The organism is Aureivirga marina, from assembly GCF_015767265.1.
Lineage (GTDB): Bacteria > Bacteroidota > Bacteroidia > Flavobacteriales > Flavobacteriaceae > Aureivirga > Aureivirga marina.
In genome coordinates this window covers 242601-262365 of the sequence record NZ_JADPIB010000001.1, presented here as the reverse complement: position 1 = coordinate 262365, position 19765 = coordinate 242601, and the positions used below count along the sequence as shown (strand labels likewise).

Sequence of the window (19765 nt, the reverse complement as noted above, 5' to 3'; positions counted from 1 at the left end):
TTTCTAATCTAAAAGAATTTAAACGATTTTAAAGAGTTATAAAAATAGTATAAGAACACTAATATATAACTAAGTATAAAAACTAGGTAATCATGGCAAAAGAAACTTTTGATCGCTCGAAACCACACTTAAATATTGGTACTATCGGGCACGTTGACCACGGTAAAACTACATTAACTGCTGCTATTACTACAGTATTAGCAAATAAAGGACTTTCTGAAGTAAAAGATTTCGATCAAATCGATAACGCTCCAGAAGAGAAAGAAAGAGGTATTACAATTAACACTTCTCACGTAGAATATCAAACAGCTAACCGTCACTATGCACACGTTGACTGTCCAGGTCACGCCGATTACGTAAAGAACATGGTAACTGGAGCTGCTCAAATGGATGGAGCTATCTTAGTAGTTGCTGCTACAGATGGACCAATGCCACAAACTCGTGAGCACATCTTATTAGGACGTCAGGTAGGTATTCCACGTATGGTTGTTTTCTTAAACAAAGTGGATATGGTTGATGATGAAGAGTTATTAGAATTAGTAGAAATGGAAGTTAGAGAATTATTAGACTTCTATGACTATGATGGTGATAACACTCCAGTAATCCCAGGATCTGCTTTAGGAGGATTAAACAACGATGAGAAATGGGTTGATTCTATCATGAAATTAATGGATGCTGTTGATTCTTGGATCGAGGAGCCATTAAGAGAAGTAGATAAAGATTTCTTAATGCCAATCGAAGATGTATTCTCAATTACAGGACGTGGTACTGTAGCTACAGGACGTATTGAAACTGGAGTTGCTAACACTGGAGATGCTGTAGATATCATCGGAATGGGAGCTGAGAAATTAACTTCTACAATTACAGGAGTAGAGATGTTCCGTAAAATCTTAGATAGAGGTGAAGCTGGAGATAACGTTGGTTTATTATTAAGAGGTATCGATAAAACTGATATCAAAAGAGGAATGGTAATCTGTAAGCAAGGTTCTGTAACTCCACATGATAAATTCAAAGCAGAGGTTTATATCCTTAAGAAAGAAGAAGGTGGACGTCACACTCCATTCCACAACAACTACCGTCCTCAGTTCTACGTACGTACAACTGATGTAACAGGAAATATTTCTTTACCTGATGGAGTTGAAATGGTAATGCCAGGAGATAACTTAACTATTACTGTTGATTTAATCCAACCAATTGCAATGAACGTAGGATTACGTTTCGCAATCCGTGAAGGAGGAAGAACAGTAGGAGCTGGTCAGGTAACTGAAATCTTATAATCATAAGATATTAAAATAAATATAAGGGTGCTTCCTTTATAAAATGTGAAGCACCTTTTATAAAATACGGGTATAGCTCAGTTGGTAGAGCACTGGTCTCCAAAACCAGGTGTCGTGAGTTCGAGTCTCGCTACCCGTGCAAAAATGATGTAATATGAGTATTGTAAAATATATTAAAGAATCATTTGAAGAACTTAGTACAGAAGTTACATGGATTTCTTGGTCAGAAGCTCAAAAGTCTACAGTAACAGTAGCATTATTCACAGTAATCTTTTCGATTGCTGTTTTTATTGTTGATAAAGTTTTTCAAAATCTTTTAGAAAATTATTTTAATTTATTTTAATAAAAATTGATATGACTGATTCTGTTAAAAAATGGTATGTAGTTAGAGCAATCGGAGGACAAGAAAACAAGGTCAAAAATTATATAGAGAATGAAATATCACGTTTAGAAATTTCTGACTATATTGATCAAGTTTTAGTTCCAACAGAGAAGGTCATACAAGTCCGTAATGGAAAAAAAATCTATAAAGATAGAATTTATTTTCCTGGATATGTAATGATTGAAGCAAATCTTACGGGAGAAATACCTCATATTATCAAGTCTGTTCCTGGAGTAATTGGATTTTTAGGAGAGACAAAAGGCGGAGATCCTGTTCCTTTGCGTAAATCTGAAATTAACAGATTACTAGGTAAAGTAGACGAATTATCTGTTAAAAATGAAAATGTAGCAATTCCTTACGTTGTTGGTGAAATTGTAAAAGTAACTGATGGTGCTTTCAATGGATTCGATGGAACAATTGAAGAGATTAATGAAGAAAAGCGTAAGTTAAAAGTAATGGTTAAGATTTTCGGAAGAAAAACACCATTAGAATTAAGCTACATGCAAGTTGAGAAAATTTCATAATTGTTACATTAAATAATAATGATATTACGACAGCTTCCACCTAATATGTAATATCTCACAAAAGTTTTAAGAAATGGCAAAAGAAGTAAGTAAGGTAGTAAAATTACAAGTGCGTGGAGGAGCAGCTAACCCTTCACCACCAGTAGGACCTGCTTTAGGTGCTGCCGGAGTTAACATTATGGAGTTCTGTAAGCAGTTTAATGCAAGAACTCAAGAGAAGCAAGGTAAAGTTTTACCAGTTGTAATTACAGTTTACACTGATAAATCATTCGACTTCGTAGTAAAAACTCCACCAGCTGCAGTACAATTATTAGAAGCAGCAAAAATTAAAAAAGGTTCTGGAGAGCCAAACCGTAACAAAGTAGCAAGTGTATCTTGGGATCAAATTAGAGTTATCGCAGAGGATAAGATGGCAGATTTAAATGCCTTTACAGTTGAATCTGCAATGTCTATGATTGCTGGAACAGCTCGTTCTATGGGTCTAACAGTAACTGGAGACGCTCCAAACTAATCTTAATAACGTTTATTAGAGATGGCAAAATTAACAAAAAAGCAAAAGGAAGCTGTAAGTAAAGTTGATGCAACAAAAGCATACAGTTTAGAAGATGCTGCTACATTAGTAAAAGATATTACAAGTGTAAACTTTGATGCATCTGTAGATTTAGCTGTAAGATTAGGAGTAGATCCTCGTAAGGCAAATCAAATGGTAAGAGGGGTTGTAACATTACCTCACGGAACTGGTAAAGATGTAAAAGTTTTAGCTTTAGTTACTCCAGATAAGGAAGCTGATGCTAAAGAAGCAGGAGCTGACTACGTTGGTTTAGATGAATATTTACAAAAAATCAAAGGTGGTTGGACAGATGTTGATGTAATCATTACTATGCCAAGTGTAATGGGGAAATTAGGACCATTAGGTAGAATTTTAGGACCTAGAGGTTTAATGCCAAACCCAAAAACTGGTACAGTAACAATGGATATTGCAAAAGCAGTAAAAGATGTAAAAGCTGGTAAAATTGACTTTAAAGTTGATAAAACAGGAATCGTACATGCTGCTATTGGAAAGGTATCTTTTGATGCTCAAAAGATTACTGAAAATGCAAATGAATTAATTCAAACGATTATTAAATTAAAGCCAACTGCAGCTAAAGGTACTTATATTAAGAGTATTTCTATGTCAAGTACTATGAGTCCAGGTGTTGCAATTGATCCTAAAACAGTTTAATGTTCGTTAAAACTCATTAATTATGACTAGAGAAGAAAAATCAGCAATTATAGAAGATTTAACAGCGCAATTAACTGAAGGAAATATTTTTTACTTAGCAGATATTTCAGGATTAAATGCTCAGGATACTTCGGATTTACGTAGAGCTTGTTTTAAAGAAAACGTACAATTAGCAGTTGTTAAAAATACATTGCTTGCTAAAGCAATGGAAAAATCAGATAAAGATTTTGGAGAATTACCTACTACTTTAAAAGGAAGTACTTCTTTAATGTTATCTGAGACTGGAAATGCTCCAGCAAAAGTAATCAAAGAATTCCGTAAAAAATCTGATAAGCCTTTATTAAAAGGTGCTTATGTTGAAGAAGCTGTTTATGTTGGAGATGACCAATTAGACGCATTAGTAAGCATCAAATCTAAAGAAGAAGTTATCGCGGATATCATTGGATTATTACAATCTCCAGCGAAAAATGTTGTTTCAGCATTACAATCAGGAGGTTCAAAACTTTCAGGTATACTTAAGACTTTATCTGAAAAAGAATAACGAAAGCACAAATACACTAAATAATAATTTTTTTAAAACAAAACAAAATGGCAGATTTAAAAGATTTCGCAGAACAACTTGTTAACTTAACAGTAAAAGAAGTAAATGAGTTAGCTGATATTTTAAAAGAAGAGTACGGAATTGAGCCTGCAGCAGCAGCTGTAGCAGTAGCTGGACCAGCAGCAGGTGGTGAAGCAGCAGAAGAGAAAACTGAATTCGACGTAATCTTAAAAGCAGCAGGAGGTTCTAAATTAGCTGTTGTAAAATTAGTTAAAGAATTAACAGGATTAGGATTAAAAGAAGCTAAAGCAGTAGTTGATTCTACACCAGCTCCAGTTAAAGAAGGAGTATCTAAAGATGAGGCAGAAGGTCTTAAAAAATCTTTAGAAGAGGCAGGAGCTGAAGTTGAGCTTAAGTAAGCTTTTAAGTCTAAAAGACATTAAGGTTTAGGTCTTTGGGTGAATAACCTTTAGACCTAAACCATTTTGCGTATATATTCGTTCTTATATTTTAACAAAATTTTAATCAAAACACTTTGTCCATTGGCAACGAAAAATAGCACTGAAAGAATAAACTTTTCATCAGCTAATTTGACTACTGAATATCCTGATTTCTTGGACATTCAGATCAAGTCATTTCAAGATTTCTTTCAATTACAGACAAAAGCTGAAGTGAGAAGTAACGAAGGACTTTTTAAAACCTTCTCTGATAATTTTCCAATTACAGATACTCGTAATCAATTTGTACTAGAGTTTCTTGACTATTTTGTTGACCCCCCTCGTTATACAATTCAAGAATGTATTGAAAGAGGATTAACCTATAGTGTACCTCTAAAAGCTAGATTAAAGCTTTATTGTACAGATCCTGAACATGAAGATTTTGAAACAATTGTACAAGATGTGTATTTAGGAACTATTCCTTATATGACACATAGTGGTACTTTTGTGATAAATGGAGCTGAAAGAGTTGTAGTTTCTCAATTACACCGTTCTCCTGGAGTATTCTTCGGACAGTCATTCCATGCAAATGGAACAAAATTATATTCTGCTAGAATTATTCCTTTTAAAGGTTCATGGATAGAATTTGCTACAGATATTAATCAGGTGATGTATGCTTACATTGATCGTAAGAAAAAATTACCTGTAACTACTCTTTTCAGAGCTATTGGTTTTGAAAGAGATAAAGATATTTTAGAAATTTTTGATCTTGCTGAAGAGATTAAAGTTTCTAAGAGTGGGTTAAAGAAAGTCTTAGGACGTAAATTAGCCGCTCGTGTGCTTAAAACATGGCATGAAGATTTCGTAGATGAAGATACTGGTGAAGTTGTATCAATTGAGCGTAACGAAATTATTTTCGATCGTGATACAATTTTAGAGAAAGAGCATATTGAAGAAATCGTTGATGCTGGAACTAAAACAATTTTATTGCATAAAGAAGACAATGAGTCTGGAGATTATGCGATTATTCATAACACACTTCAAAAAGATCCAACAAACTCTGAAAAAGAGGCCGTTGAACATATTTATAGACAATTACGTAACGCTGAACCGCCAGATTATGAAACTGCAAAAGGTATTATTGATAAATTGTTCTTCTCAGAGCAAAGATATAACCTTGGTGAAGTAGGTCGTTATAGAATGAATACAAAATTAGAATTGGATGTTGATATTGATATCAAAGTTCTTACAAAAGAAGATATCATTACAATCGTTCAAAACTTAATTAAATTAATTAATTCAAAAGCTGAAGTAGATGATATTGATCACTTATCTAACAGACGTGTTCGTACTGTAGGTGAGCAATTAGCTGCACAGTTTGGTGTTGGTTTATCTCGTATGGCAAGAACAATTCGTGAAAGAATGAACGTTCGTGACAATGAGGTATTTACACCTATTGACTTAATTAATGCTAAAACACTTTCTTCTGTAATTAATTCGTTCTTCGGAACAAATCAGCTTTCTCAATTTATGGATCAAACAAATCCATTAGCTGAGATTACGCACAAACGTCGTTTATCTGCCTTAGGACCTGGAGGTCTTTCTCGTGAAAGAGCGGGATTCGAGGTTCGAGACGTTCACTATACACATTACGGAAGATTATGTCCAATTGAAACTCCTGAAGGACCAAATATTGGACTAATTTCATCTTTAGCTGTTTATGCAAAAGTAAATAATTTAGGATTTATCGAAACTCCTTATCATAAAGTGGATGAAGGACAAGTAAACTTCGAAAATGCTCCTATTTACTTAAGTGCAGAAGAGGAAGAAGGAATGAAGATTGCACAATCTAACATTGCTTTAAATGAAGATGGATCTTTTGTTGATAGTAGAGTAATTATTCGTGAAAATGGAGATTTCCCTGTAGTTGAGCCAACTGATGTAAACTATATGGATGTTTCTGCGAACCAAATTGCATCTATTTCAGCTTCTTTAATTCCTTTCTTAGAACATGATGATGCCAACCGTGCGTTAATGGGATCGAACATGATGCGTCAGGCTGTACCATTGTTAAGACCTGAAGCACCAATCGTAGGAACAGGATTAGAAAGAAGAGTTGCAAAAGATTCAAGAGTACTTATCAATGCTGAAGGAAATGGAGTTGTAGAATATGTTGATTCTAATGAGATTCACATTATCTATGACAGAACTGATGATGAAAAAATGGTAAGTTTTGAAGATGAGATTACTAAATATAAGTTAATCAAGTTTAGAAAAACAAACCAAGGTACTTCTATTAACTTAAAACCAATTGTTAGAAAAGGTGATAGAGTTGAAGAAGGACAAGTTCTTTGTGAAGGATATGCTACGCAAAATGGAGAGTTAGCTTTAGGTAGAAATATGAAAGTTGCCTTCATGCCTTGGAAAGGATATAACTTCGAGGATGCGATTGTGATTTCTGAAAGAGTTGTAAGAGAAGATATCTTTACTTCTATTCATATTGATGAATATTCTTTAGATGTTAGAGATACAAAATTAGGAGCTGAAGAACTTACAAATGATATTCCAAATGTAAGTGAAGATGCTACTAAAGATCTTGACGAAAACGGAATGATTCGTATCGGAGCTGAAGTAAAACCTGGTGATATTCTTATTGGTAAGATTACTCCAAAAGGAGAATCTGATCCTACACCAGAAGAAAAACTTTTACGTGCAATCTTTGGTGATAAAGCTGGAGATGTAAAAGATGCTTCATTAAAAGCTTCACCATCTTTAAGAGGAGTTGTTATTGATAAGAAATTATTCAAGAGAGCTGTTAAAGATAAATCGAAGAGAACTAGAGATAAAGAAGATGTTGCAAGATTAGAAGCTAAATATACTGGTAAGTTTGAAGAGTTAAGAGAGATCTTAATTGAAAAATTATTCACACTTATTAGTGGAAAAACTTCTCAAGGAGTTCAAAACGATTTAGGTGAAGATGTATTCCCAAGAGGTAAGAAATTTACTTTAAAAATGTTAAATGCTGTTCAAGATTTTACACATTTAACTAAAGGAGCATGGACAACAGACGAGGATTTAAATGTTCTTGTTACAGAATTAATCCATAACTACAAGATTAAAGTAAGTGATTTACAAGGAGCTTTAAGAAGAGAAAAATTCACTATTTCTGTTGGAGATGAATTACCATCAGGAATTGTAAAACTTGCTAAAATTTACATCGCTAAGAAACGTAAATTGAAAGTAGGAGATAAGATGGCGGGACGTCACGGAAACAAAGGTATTGTTGCTCGTATTGTTCGTCAAGAAGATATGCCATTCTTAGAAGATGGAACACCAGTTGATATTGTATTAAATCCACTAGGGGTACCATCTCGTATGAATATTGGACAGATTTATGAAACAGTACTTGGATGGGCTGGTCAAAAATTAGATAAGAAATATGCTACTCCGATTTTTGATGGTGCATCAATTGACCAAATTACTGAATATACAGATGAAGCTGGTATTCCAAGATTTGGACACTCTTATCTATTTGATGGAGGTACTGGAGAAAGATTCGATCAGCCTGCAACAGTTGGAGTTATTTATATGATTAAACTTGGTCATATGATTGATGATAAGATGCACGCTCGTTCGATTGGACCATACTCATTGATTACGCAACAACCACTTGGAGGTAAAGCACAATTCGGAGGTCAGCGTTTTGGAGAAATGGAGGTTTGGGCACTAGAAGCCTATGGAGCATCATCAACATTAAGAGAGATCTTAACTATTAAATCTGATGATGTAATGGGTAGAGCAAAAGCTTATGAAGCTATTGTGAAAGGTGAAACAATGCCAGAACCAGGTCTTCCAGAATCGTTCAATGTATTAATGCATGAGCTTAAAGGTCTTGGATTAGACGTTAGACTAGAAGAATAATATTATACTAATTGAGAGTATTATGTATGTAATACTCTCAATTTAAATGAAGAATTTTTACATTTCAATTCGAAACCATATATCATGGCAAAAAAGAACGATAAATACACTGTAAAAAAGTTTAATAAAATCTCAATTGGTTTATCTTCACCAGAGTCTATTTTATCTAGCTCTAATGGAGAAGTTTTAAAACCAGAAACTATAAATTATCGTACACACAAACCAGAAAGAGATGGTTTATTTTGTGAACGTATTTTTGGACCAATTAAAGATTACGAATGTGCTTGTGGGAAGTATAAAAGAATTCGTTACAAGGGAATCGTTTGTGATCGATGTGGTGTAGAGGTAACTGAAAAGAAAGTACGTAGAGATAGAGTTGGACACATCAATTTAGTTGTGCCTGTTGCTCACATTTGGTACTTCAGGTCATTACCAAACAAAATGGGATACCTTTTAGGTTTACCTTCGAAAAAGTTAGATATGATTATCTACTATGAAAGATATGTAGTAATCAATCCAGCTGGAGTTAAAAACTTAGATGGTGTACCATTACAAAAAATGGATTTCTTAACAGAAGAAGAGTATTTAGATATTTTAGAAACTCTTCCAATCGAGAATCAGTATTTAGAAGATTCTGATCCTGAGAAATTCGTTGCAAAAATGGGAGCAGAATGTTTAATTGATTTATTAGCAAATATTGATTTAGATCAATTATCTTATGAATTAAGACATAAAGCTAACACTGAAACTTCTAAACAAAGAAAAACAGAAGCTTTAAAGCGTTTGAATGTAGTTCAAGCTTTTAAAGATGCAAATAAAAATAGAGAGAACTTACCTGAGTGGATGATTATGAAGGCTATCCCAGTAATCCCACCAGAATTACGTCCTCTTGTACCTTTAGATGGAGGTAGATTTGCAACTTCTGATTTAAATGATTTATATCGTCGTGTAATTATCCGTAACAATCGTTTAAAACGATTAATGGAAATCAAAGCTCCTGAAGTAATCTTACGTAATGAAAAACGTATGCTTCAAGAATCTGTTGATTCATTATTCGACAACACAAGAAAATCATCTGCTGTTAAGACAGAATCAAACAGACCATTAAAATCTTTATCTGACTCATTAAAAGGTAAACAAGGTCGTTTCCGTCAAAACTTACTTGGTAAACGTGTAGATTATTCTGCTCGTTCTGTAATTGTTGTAGGACCAACTTTAAAATTATATGAGTGTGGTTTACCAAAAGATATGGCAGCTGAGCTTTACAAACCTTTTATTATTCGTAAGTTAATAGAAAGAGGAATTGTAAAAACGGTTAAATCTGCGAAGAAGATTATCGATAAACGCGAACCAGTAGTTTGGGATATTTTAGAAAACGTATTAAAAGGACATCCAGTTCTTCTTAACCGTGCCCCTACACTTCACCGTTTAGGTATTCAGGCTTTCCAACCGAAATTAATTGAAGGAAAAGCAATTCAATTACACCCATTAGTGTGTACTGCCTTCAATGCCGATTTCGATGGGGATCAGATGGCCGTTCACTTACCATTAGGACCAGAAGCTATTTTAGAAGCACAATTATTAATGTTAGCTTCTCATAATATCTTAAACCCTGCAAATGGTGCGCCTATTACTGTACCTTCTCAGGATATGGTTTTAGGATTATATTATATGACAAAAGAAAGAAAGTCTACTCCAGAATATCCAATCAAAGGAGAAGGATTAACTTTCTATTCACCTGAAGAATTAATTATTGCTTTCAACGAAAAAGCTGTTGACTTGAATGCAGGAATTAAGGTGAAAACTTGGGATATTGATGAAAATGGTGATAGAGTACAAAAAATTATTAAAACTACTGTTGGTAGAGTTTTAGTTAATGAAGTTGTACCAGAGAAAGCAGGATTCATCAACGAGGTATTAAATAAAAAATCTTTAAGAGATATCATTGGTAGAATCTTAAAGGTTACGGATATTCCTACAACAGGAAAATTCCTAGATGATATCAAGAACATGGGATATAAATATGCATTCCAAGGAGGATTATCATTTAGTTTAGGAGATATCATTATCCCACCAGAAAAGAAAACAATGATTGCTGAAGCCAATGCTAAAGTTGATGAAATTATCATGAACTATAACATGGGTATGTTGACAAACAAAGAACGTTACAATCAGGTAATTGATATTTGGGGATCAGCAAACAATCGTTTAACTGAGCTTTCAATGAAGCGTCTAAGAGAAGATCAACAAGGATTCAACTCTGTATATATGATGCTTGATTCTGGGGCCAGAGGTTCGAAAGAGCAAATTCGTCAGTTAACTGGTATGCGTGGTCTGATGGCAAAACCTAAGAAATCTACAGCAGGAGGTGGAGAAATTATTGAAAACCCAATTCTTTCTAACTTTAAAGAAGGTCTTTCAATTCTTGAATACTTTATCTCAACGCACGGAGCTCGTAAAGGTCTAGCCGATACTGCCTTAAAAACTGCCGATGCAGGATATTTAACACGTCGTTTAGTAGATGTTGCACAAGATGTAATTATCAACGAAGATGATTGTGGAACTTTAAGAGGATTAAATGTTCAGGCATTAAAGAAAAACGATGAAATCGTTGAAACTCTTGGAGAAAGAATTATTGGACGTGTAGCATTAAATGATGTTGTAGATCCAATTACTAAAGAAGTTTATGCTAAATCTGGAGAAGAAATTACGGAGCAAATTATTGCAAAGATTGAAGAATCTCCAATTGAAAGCGTAGAAGTACGTACAGCATTAACTTGTGAGGCTAAATTAGGAATTTGTGCGAAATGTTATGGACAAAGTCTTTCAACAAGAAAGATGGTTCAAATTGGAGAAGCAGTTGGAGTTATCGCAGCACAATCAATTGGAGAGCCTGGAACACAGCTTACACTGAGAACATTCCACGTTGGAGGGGTAGCAGGAAACATTTCAGAGGACAACCAATTAATTGCTAAATTCCCAGGAAAAGCTATTATTGAAGATTTACATACGGTTGAAGGTGAAGATGCTAAAGGAAACAAAGTAAATATTGTTATTTCTAGAACATCTGAAATTAAGATCATTGATCCTGAAACAGATATCGTATTAAGTACAAATAATATCCCTTATGGTTCTCACATTTTCATTGGAGAAAGTACTACAGTGAAAAAAGGAGATGTAATCTGTCAATGGGATCCATTTAATGGAGTTATCGTTTCTGAGTTTGGAGGAAAAGTTCAATTCGAGAATATCGAATTAGGAGTTAATTACAACGTAGAAATTGATGAAACTACAGGATTCCAAGAGAAAGTAATTACAGAATCTAAGAATAAAAAAGTTATCCCTACATTATTAATCTTAGGAAATGATGGAGAAGTATTAAGATCTTACTCACTTCCTGTAGGTGCTCACTTAATGGTAGAGGATAATGAAAAAATTCAGACTGGTAAAATCTTAGTGAAGATTCCTCGTAAGTCTGGAAAAGCTGGAGATATTACCGGAGGTCTTCCACGTGTAACAGAGTTATTCGAAGCACGTAATCCTTCAAACCCAGCAGTTGTTTCTGAGATTGATGGTGTTGTATCATTCGGAAAAATTAAACGTGGTAACCGTGAGATTATCGTTGAATCTAAATTAGGAGATATTAAAAAGTATTTAGTAAAACTTTCTAATCAAATCTTAGTTCAAGAAAACGATTACGTTAAAGCTGGTATGCCTCTTTCTGATGGAGCAATTACACCAACAGATATTTTGAATATTCAAGGACCTTCTAAAGTTCAAGAATTCTTAGTAAATGAGATTCAAGAAGTATATAGACTTCAAGGGGTAAAAATTAATGATAAACACTTTGAGGTTGTAGTTCGTCAAATGATGCGTAAAGTTAGAATTATCGATTCTGGAGATACATTATTCTTAGAGAATCAATTAGTTCACAAAGATGACTTTATCGAGCAAAATGATGCAATTTACGGAATGAAGATTGTGGAAGATGCTGGAGATTCTGAAAACTTAAAACCAGGTCAATTAGTTACACCACGTGAATTACGTGATGAGAATTCAATCTTAAAACGTAATGATAAAAACTTAGTAATTACTAGAGATGCACAACCTGCAACAGCAGAACAAGTATTACAAGGTATTACTAGAGCTTCGTTACAAACGAAATCATTTATTTCTGCTGCATCGTTCCAGGAAACTACGAAAGTATTAAATGAAGCGGCTGTAAACGGAAAAGTTGATTACTTAGAAGGATTGAAAGAAAATGTAATTGTAGGTAAGAGAATTCCTGCAGGTACAGGTATGAGAATTTATGATAATATTATCGTTGGTTCTAAGGATGAAATGGATTCAAATCTTTAATTTTAATGAATGGAAGATAATAAACCAAAAAACGACGGGCAACAAATTAATATTGAGTTAGACGAAAAAGTTGCTGAAGGAACTTATGCTAACTTAGCTATTATTAATCACTCAATTTCTGAGTTTATAGTAGATTTTATTAGTGTGATGCCTGGAGTACCAAAAGCGAAAGTAAAGTCTAGAGTTATTTTAACTCCGCAACATGCAAAAAGACTTACAAAAGCATTAGCTGAGAATGTTAAAAAATTCGAACAGGCTCATGGTGAAATTAAAGATTATGATCAACCACATATCCCAATGAATTTTGGACCAACTGGTGAAGCATAAAAAAATTAAAAGGCTGTCTTTTTAGACAGCCTTTTTTTATTGCTATATTTTTACTTCATTTTTTAATCAATCGAAAACTTTTTGCTACTTAGATTGATGATTCTATTTTAAATACAAACTATTTTTGATTTTCAGTGTTACATATTGATAATGAGGTATTTAAATATGATGTTTAAAAATAAACTACACTTTTGTGTAGTAATAAATTAAGTAAAAGAGAATAGTTTTATAAAAAGGAAAGTTGATGTGCTTATAATCAAATAGTTATATAGAAACTATTTTAGAAAATGAGTTTTTATTGCTTCTGGATAAGAGAATTTAATGTGAAATAGGAATATATCTTGCGTCTCTTGTGTCAAAATAAATCTTATAGAAATACTGAGATTATGAAACAAGAATTTATTAGTACTTAACAATTTGAAAGTTGATTAAATTTTACTTTTTATTCTTTTTCTAAGCTTACTACTGTTTGAATTGTAAAATATTAATTTTCATAACAATATTCCATGTTGCATTTTTGCGCATGGAATTGTTATATAAAGTATTTTTCAAAAGTAAAATTATACTTAAAAAAAGAATTTTTTTTAGTCATTGATAATTGAAACCATTTTCCTAGTTAATTCTTTTCGATGGTATTTTTCAATATTTTTACTATTAACTTGTAGATTTCCTTTCTGATATTCTTGAAAATAATTTAAAATCAACTCTTTTAAAGCTTTTTTATCTTTAAAACCTACAACTTTTCCACTATTTGTTTCCCGAATTATTTCTGCCAAATCTCCATCTTCTGGCGCAATTCCAATTATTGGACGTTTTGCCATTAAATATTCAAAGATTTTCCCTGTAATTATTGCTTTTGCACTCGGTACATTATTTACAGAAAGTAATAAAACTTGTGAATTTTTCTGATATGAAATCACTTTATCATGAGGTAAATAATCGATGAATTCTACAAATTTTTCTAAATTATATTTTTGAATATCTGAATGAACAGAAGCATCTAATTTTCCTATCAATTTTAATTTAAAATTTTTTGCAAAATCTGTGTTTTCTGAAATTAATTCTTGTAAACTTTCCCAAAGAATTTGATGATTTCTATCTGAATTCATCAGTCCAATATGTGTAATTGAAAAATAAGAATCTAAATTAATATTTTCATCTTTAGAAATTTCGGAATCATAACCATTTTCAATAACAAAAACTTGATTAGAAAATTGCTCAAATTCTTTTTGCATTGTTTTCCCTACAACTAAAACTTTATCAGCTTTTTTCAGAACTTTTTCTTCCAAAAAATGATGTTTTTTCTTTGCTTTTTTAGTTAAAGGTAATTGATGAAAATAATCAATATTCGTCCAAGGGTCTCGAAAATCTGCAATCCATTTTAGATTTAATCTTTCTTTTAAACCCAAACCAATTAAATGCAAACTATGTGGAGGTCCAGTCGTAATAATATAATCGACAGGTTGTTGTTTTAGATATTTTTCTAAATAAGAAATCGATGGTTTAATCCAAAACATTCGAGCATCTGGAATAAAATAATTTGCTCGAATATAGGTCATGATTTTAGAGGAAAATGATTTTTTAGGAGATAAAAAACCAGCATTTGTTTTGACATTTTTCTTTTTTGAAAAAATAGAAGCAAGTTTATAAGGTTCCCAAATAGGCTGTTTTAAAACTTCAATATTTTCAGGAATATCTTGTTGAAGCGAATTATCAGTTAATGGATAATCTGGATTTTCAACGGTATAAATAATTGGTTCAATTCCAAAATCACGAAGATATTTTACGAATTTCAACCAACGTTGTACACCAGACCCTCCAGCTGGAGGCCAATAATAAGTGATAATTAAAGCTTTTTTCATGAATTTGATTCTTCTATACTTTTATATAAATCAATTAATTTCTCCGAAGTTTTCTCCCAACAAAATTCGTTCTCAATGAAATATTTTCCATTTTTTCCAAAAGACTTACAAAGCTCTGGATATTCATACATACTAATTACTCTTTCCGCAAAACTTTCTGGATTTTTCTCTTTATGAATTAAACCAGATTTTGTTCTTTCTACAAGTCTTTTCTGTGCTATTGCATCACTAACTAAAACTGGTTTTGAAAAACTCATATATTGAAATAATTTATTTGCATATGCTACATCGTGTTGAATATTTCGAATTAGCGGTGAAATACAAATATTACTAGCGATAATATAAGAAGGAAATAATTTTACATTTTGCCAACCTTGAAAATCTACAAATTCTTCAATTCCTAAATCGGCAACTTGTTGTTTTAAAACATAATCTGTTGTATTTGTACCAACAATAACCAATTTAATATTTGGAATGATCTCTTTCAGTTTTGGAATTGCAGCAATTGCTGTTTGTAATCCTCGTCGTAAACCTGTATCTCCAAGATAAAGTAATACAAAATCATTTCGATAACGATCTACAATTTCTTGCTCAATTACTGCTTTTTGGTAAAATGATTTTCGTACTGTATTTGGAACTAAAAGAATTTTAGAACTTGGAATTTTTACACGTTGTACAACTTCGTCAATAAACTCTTGTGAAACTGTAATAACTTTCGTCGCTTTTCGAATAAAAAGTTCTTCTTTCTGTTTCCATTTTGTTGGTGAAATAATATATTTTCCAGGAAATTTCTGTAAGTGAGGATAAAATTTCATCACTTCTGGCATATTATCATGTAAGTCTAAAACAGTTGGTAAATTCTTAGAATTTGCTCTAAAAACAGCCTCCGCAATTCGCATATCATGAATATGAATCGCATCTACGTTTGTTTCCTCTAAGAAATGAGCAATTTTTTTACTCATAATATTTGTGTAAAAAGGAACTGTATACGCTAACGCAGAAAGCTTGTAATTTAAAGTGGAAGAAACATATCTATAAACTTGAATTTTATTTATGATTTCATAATCCGGTTCATCATTATATTTAAGAGAAAATAAGCAAACTTCAAATCCATTTTTAATTAAAGAAATTGCTTCGTTTTCTACTCTTGGATCTGGAGGAAAAGTATTGTCCAGAATCATTCCAATCCTCATAAAATATTTATTTTTTTACCTACGACTTTGATAACAAATATAGGTAGAATATCATGAAATAACGAAATTTATATTGCATTGATTTAGATATAGAAACAAAAAAAGTTTTGAAATTATATATCTATAAAAGCGAGATTTTCTGATTTATTTTCTCAATTTCCAATTCTAATTGAATCGTTGTTCCAATTTCTTCGGATGATTTTATCTCTAATTTTGCATCCATTTTTTCACTTCGAATTCGCATATTTTTCAATCCATTTTTACGTTTTAATTCATCTATTTTAAAACCTTTTCCGTCGTCAATACAAGAAATTCTAATAAAATTTTTAGTTGTTTCTGCTAAAAAATAAACATTTTTTGCTTCGCTGTGTTTTAAAACATTGGTCATTGCTTCTTTAAAAATCAACATAATTTGTTTTACTAATGAAATCGAATCATAAGTGAAATTTGTTTCTTCAATTTTTGTATGAAAATCCATTTCTGAATCTTCAAATAAATTTTCTCCAAAATCTTTTAAATAGAAAAAAACTTCATTAAAAGTGTGGTTTTCTTCATTGAAAAGCCAAATCATATTTTTTACATTTTCATATAAATCAGAAGATTCTTCCTTAATTTTTTTTATTTTATTTCGATCTTTATTATTGTCAATTTCCTGTTCTAACATTGAAGAAAGAATTGAAATATTCGCAATTTTATTTCCTAATTCATCATGAAAATCTTGTGCTAAATTCTTACGAACTGAAGAAAGTTCTTCTTTTAATTCGATATTCTGATGAAACGATTTTTTAAGCTTTCTTTTTTTGTGATAATTTAATCCTAAAGCAATAAAAATAAATAAAAGTAAAACAGGAATTGCTTTAAAATAAATAGAAAAATCATTCTGAAATTCAAATTTTTCTCCATATTTCCAATCTCCAGAAATTTCTCGAAAACGAAATAAAATTTTATGCGATCCTGCTTCTAATTTTTTAAAATCAATTTTTGAAAGTTTATTATCAATTGAATTCCATTTTTTAGAATCATCTAATTGATATTGAATAATATAATCATGCTGATTTAAGAAGTTTATTTTTTTAAAATAGAATATATTTTTTTCTTGTTTTATAAACAAATCAAAATTGTTTTTTGGCTGAAATTCTTCGTCATTTTTATATACGAATAATCCTTTGTTTCCTGTAGCGTAAACCTTATTTTGATGAATTAAAATATTAGAAATAATGGAAGATTTTTGCAATGCATTTTCTCCAATTTCATATGTTTTTTCATTTTTAATAACATTTAATCCAGATTGATTTCCAACCCAAACAATTCCAAAAGAATCAATGGTAATATCATTGATATTATCATTTGCTAATCCTTCAATTTTTAAGATTTTTTCTTTTTCAATTTTAAAAAGTCCTTTTGTTGTAGCAATCCAAATTACATTTTCAGAAATAAAAAAATCCACATATTTTATCGTTTCTAAATCATAAAATTGATTCCATTGCTTTTTTATTTTTCTAGAATTTAAATCATAACAAACCAAACCTTCAAATTCATATAAAACATATAAAAAATTGCCTTCTTTTAAAACATGATTTATTCTTTTTTTTCGATTGTTAGACAATATTTGAATTTCTTTTCCGTCTTTTTGAATTGAAATTTGATTTTTTAAAATAACAATTTCATGATCTTTATGTTGAAAATAAAACGATTTGCTTTCTGCGTTTTGAATGATTAAGTTTTTATATTTTTTTCCTTTGTAAGAAATTTGTGAAGTAACAATAAGCTTTTGATTTTTAGCATCAATTTGAATTTTTTCTCCATTATAAGGCAAAGAAATTTTATCTAAAACAGCATCGTTTTTAAATTCATAAAGATTATTTGGAGAAATAATTAGAAATGAATTTTCATAAAAAAGAATTTCTTTTAATTCCTTCTCTGCAAAAACTTCTTTTCCAAAAAAATGATTTTTAGAGTTTTTAAAATAGAAAATTCCTTCTCCATAAGTGGAAATCCAAATATTATCATATTCATCAATCAAAAAGTCAGAAATCATACTTGAAATTCCGATTAAATTAGAAATATTAGAAAGCTTTTTAGAATCTAAATGATAGGAATATAATTTTCGTTCACCAGCTTCAATATCAAAAACTAAAAAGTAAAAGTGATTTTTATAAAACTGTAAATCGTAAATATTTTTATTTTTTAATAAATCAAAAGTAATTTGCTCTTTAATTTCGTTGTTTTCAACTTTTAAAATAGAATTTTTAGAAGACAAATAAATGGTTTCTTTAGATTTAAAAATTGAATGAATTGGTTGTTTAATTTTTGGAAAAAGTGGTGAAATTTTCTTCGTTTCTATATCAAATTGCAAAACTTTATCCAATTCATTTTCATGAAATTTATAATCTGCCAAAAGAATTACTTTTCCATCTAAAATAACTTCTTCTGTTTCCATATGTTGAAAATTTGTTCGTACAATGGTGTCTGTGAAATATTTATTTTCGTGTTTATAAAGATGAAAACGCTCAATTTTTTCTTTAGAATAATTGTATAAACTGAAGTTTGAATTGTAATTATTAATATAAATTAAAGAATCCGAAATTGGTTTAATTCCACTGATTTTTAAAGGTGTATTTTGAAGATTTCGAATCTTTTTTGATTTTATATTTAATTGATGTAAACCACTTCCCCAAGTGCAAAAAACAAGTGAATTTTCTTCGTTTTGAAAAAAATCAATTACATAATTGGAGCCATTTTTATTGTGAATATTTAGAAATGTATTTCCATCAAATTTTGAAATTCCATTGTCAGTTCCGATATAAATGAAACCCAAAGAATCTTTCATCATTTGATAAGTAATATCATGTGCTAAACCTTCTTTTACCGTATAATTTTTACTAAAATTAGTTTGAGAATTTACAGAAAAAATAAAGAAGAAAAAGCTTAAAAAAACAAGATGTTTTTGGAAAGAAGAATTAAAAGTTTGCATACTTATCAATTAAATCGTCTTTACTATTCACTTGCAATTTTTCATAAATATTTCTTGTATGTGTTTTAATTGTATTGATAGAAATATGCAATTCGTTTGCAATCGATTTTGATGTTTTTCCTTTTGCTAAAAGTCTTAAAACATCACTTTCTCTTGAAGAAAGCTCATTTGTCAAAGGATTTCTAAAGGAATTTACCACTTTTCTAGCAATGTTGCTGCTCATTGGCGAACCTCCATTTTTAGCATCAATTAAAGCTTCTAGAAGTTTTTTAGGAGAAGTATTTTTTGTTAAATATCCAATTGCGCCAAAACGTAAAGCATCAAAAATGAAATTCGAGTTTTCATGAACAGAAATCAAAATGATTAACAAGTTAGGAAAGTTTTTTTTCAAGATTTTGACACCTTCAATTCCGTTGGTTTTAGGTAGTTCAATATCCGACAAAACAATTTGAGCCTCTAATGATTTCATTTTAGAAAAAGCAGATTCGAAATCACCAAAAGTTCCCACAACTTCAAATCTTTCATCCGAATTAATAATATTTTCAAAACTTTCTAAAAGGATTTCATTGTCTTCAATTATAACTACTCTTGTCTTCATTTTCTAACAGATTTTATGAAAGCAAAGATATATTTTTTAGAATTTAAGAATTGCGATTTTATTAAAATAAATAAAAGAAAGACAATGAAAAAAGTTTCAGTTTCTATAAAAAATCACCCAAAAAGTATTAGAAAGGAAATGTTGATAG

The 19765-nt window shown here is 30.9% G+C and carries 14 protein-coding genes and 1 tRNA gene; 11 read left to right on the top strand and 4 right to left on the bottom strand.

Annotation, left to right across the window (positions count from 1 at the left end; all coding sequences use genetic code 11):
* The first annotated feature begins 92 nt into the window (after window positions 1-92).
* From tuf to I1A51_RS01145, 11 genes are all read left to right on the top strand, one after another.
* On the top strand, window positions 93-1277 hold the full coding sequence (gene tuf, locus I1A51_RS01195) for an elongation factor Tu (RefSeq protein ID WP_196890553.1): 1185 nt from the start codon (window positions 93-95) through the stop codon (window positions 1275-1277).
* Window positions 1278-1343: 66 nt separating this feature from the next.
* Window positions 1344-1416: transfer RNA gene (locus tag I1A51_RS01190), tRNA-Trp, on the top strand.
* A 15-nt stretch (window positions 1417-1431) separates the two neighbouring features.
* Entirely contained in the window at window positions 1432-1620 is a 189-nt protein-coding gene (secE, locus tag I1A51_RS01185) for a preprotein translocase subunit SecE (protein ID WP_196890552.1), read from the top strand.
* 11 nt (window positions 1621-1631) lie between these two features.
* Window positions 1632-2183 (top strand): transcription termination/antitermination protein NusG, encoded by a 552-nt coding sequence (nusG, locus tag I1A51_RS01180; RefSeq protein ID WP_196890551.1) that lies wholly within the window; start codon window positions 1632-1634, stop codon window positions 2181-2183.
* Between the two features lie 73 nt (window positions 2184-2256).
* Window positions 2257-2694 carry a 50S ribosomal protein L11 gene (gene rplK / locus I1A51_RS01175; RefSeq protein WP_196890550.1) on the top strand — a complete coding sequence of 146 codons (438 nt, stop codon included), beginning with the start codon at window positions 2257-2259 and terminating at the stop codon, window positions 2692-2694.
* Window positions 2695-2715: 21 nt separating this feature from the next.
* Window positions 2716-3405, top strand: coding sequence for a 50S ribosomal protein L1 (rplA, locus tag I1A51_RS01170; RefSeq protein ID WP_196890549.1), 690 nt, complete (start codon window positions 2716-2718; stop codon window positions 3403-3405).
* A 22-nt stretch (window positions 3406-3427) separates the two neighbouring features.
* Entirely contained in the window at window positions 3428-3946 is a 519-nt protein-coding gene (gene rplJ, locus I1A51_RS01165; RefSeq protein WP_196890548.1) for a 50S ribosomal protein L10, read from the top strand.
* Window positions 3947-3993: 47 nt separating this feature from the next.
* Window positions 3994-4365, top strand: coding sequence for a 50S ribosomal protein L7/L12 (gene rplL, locus I1A51_RS01160; RefSeq protein ID WP_196890547.1), 372 nt, complete (start codon window positions 3994-3996; stop codon window positions 4363-4365).
* 123 nt (window positions 4366-4488) lie between these two features.
* Window positions 4489-8304, top strand: a complete 3816-nt coding sequence (gene rpoB, locus I1A51_RS01155) for a DNA-directed RNA polymerase subunit beta (protein ID WP_196890546.1) — start codon at window positions 4489-4491, stop codon at window positions 8302-8304.
* A gap of 84 nt (window positions 8305-8388) precedes the next feature.
* Complete coding sequence (gene rpoC / locus I1A51_RS01150) at window positions 8389-12663, top strand: DNA-directed RNA polymerase subunit beta' (protein ID WP_196890545.1); 4275 nt, start codon at window positions 8389-8391, stop codon at window positions 12661-12663.
* Window positions 12664-12672: 9 nt separating this feature from the next.
* Window positions 12673-12990 carry a DUF3467 domain-containing protein gene (locus tag I1A51_RS01145; protein ID WP_196885172.1) on the top strand — a complete coding sequence of 106 codons (318 nt, stop codon included), beginning with the start codon at window positions 12673-12675 and terminating at the stop codon, window positions 12988-12990.
* Between the two features lie 584 nt (window positions 12991-13574).
* Here the strand turns inward: I1A51_RS01145 and I1A51_RS01140 are convergent.
* The 4 genes from I1A51_RS01140 to I1A51_RS01125 form a co-directional block, all read right to left on the bottom strand.
* Entirely contained in the window at window positions 13575-14852 is a 1278-nt protein-coding gene (locus I1A51_RS01140) for a glycosyltransferase (RefSeq protein ID WP_196890544.1), read from the bottom strand.
* A complete protein-coding gene (locus I1A51_RS01135; RefSeq protein ID WP_196890543.1) occupies window positions 14849-16045 on the bottom strand; it encodes a glycosyltransferase family 4 protein in 1197 nt (398 codons plus the stop codon). Before I1A51_RS01135 ends, I1A51_RS01140 begins: the two co-directional genes overlap by 4 nt.
* 121 nt (window positions 16046-16166) lie before the next feature.
* The gene (locus I1A51_RS01130) at window positions 16167-19019 is read right to left on the bottom strand and encodes a sensor histidine kinase (protein WP_196890542.1); all 2853 of its coding nucleotides are present in this window, start codon (window positions 19017-19019) and stop codon (window positions 16167-16169) included.
* Window positions 19006-19617: a response regulator transcription factor gene (locus I1A51_RS01125; RefSeq protein WP_196890541.1), complete on the bottom strand. Its 612-nt coding sequence runs from the start codon at window positions 19615-19617 to the stop codon at window positions 19006-19008. The genes I1A51_RS01130 and I1A51_RS01125 overlap by 14 nt, the downstream gene beginning before the upstream one ends.
* Between the last annotated feature and the right edge of the window lie 148 nt (window positions 19618-19765).

What these genes read in the sequence shown, in the direction of transcription:
- rplJ (WP_196890548.1), top strand. Translation starts at nt 3,428, where the DNA reads ATGACTAGAGAAGAAAAATCAGCAATTATAGAAGATTTAACAGCGCAA.
- I1A51_RS01135 (WP_196890543.1), bottom strand. Translation starts at nt 16,045, where the DNA reads ATGAGGATTGGAATGATTCTGGACAATACTTTTCCTCCAGATCCAAGA.
- rplK (WP_196890550.1), top strand. Translation starts at nt 2,257, where the DNA reads ATGGCAAAAGAAGTAAGTAAGGTAGTAAAATTACAAGTGCGTGGAGGA.
- I1A51_RS01140 (WP_196890544.1), bottom strand. Translation starts at nt 14,852, where the DNA reads ATGAAAAAAGCTTTAATTATCACTTATTATTGGCCTCCAGCTGGAGGG.
- tuf (WP_196890553.1), top strand. Translation starts at nt 93, where the DNA reads ATGGCAAAAGAAACTTTTGATCGCTCGAAACCACACTTAAATATTGGT.
- I1A51_RS01130 (WP_196890542.1), bottom strand. Translation starts at nt 19,019, where the DNA reads ATGCAAACTTTTAATTCTTCTTTCCAAAAACATCTTGTTTTTTTAAGC.
- I1A51_RS01125 (WP_196890541.1), bottom strand. Translation starts at nt 19,617, where the DNA reads ATGAAGACAAGAGTAGTTATAATTGAAGACAATGAAATCCTTTTAGAA.
- nusG (WP_196890551.1), top strand. Translation starts at nt 1,632, where the DNA reads ATGACTGATTCTGTTAAAAAATGGTATGTAGTTAGAGCAATCGGAGGA.
- rplA (WP_196890549.1), top strand. Translation starts at nt 2,716, where the DNA reads ATGGCAAAATTAACAAAAAAGCAAAAGGAAGCTGTAAGTAAAGTTGAT.
- I1A51_RS01145 (WP_196885172.1), top strand. Translation starts at nt 12,673, where the DNA reads ATGGAAGATAATAAACCAAAAAACGACGGGCAACAAATTAATATTGAG.
- rplL (WP_196890547.1), top strand. Translation starts at nt 3,994, where the DNA reads ATGGCAGATTTAAAAGATTTCGCAGAACAACTTGTTAACTTAACAGTA.
- rpoC (WP_196890545.1), top strand. Translation starts at nt 8,389, where the DNA reads ATGGCAAAAAAGAACGATAAATACACTGTAAAAAAGTTTAATAAAATC.
- secE (WP_196890552.1), top strand. Translation starts at nt 1,432, where the DNA reads ATGAGTATTGTAAAATATATTAAAGAATCATTTGAAGAACTTAGTACA.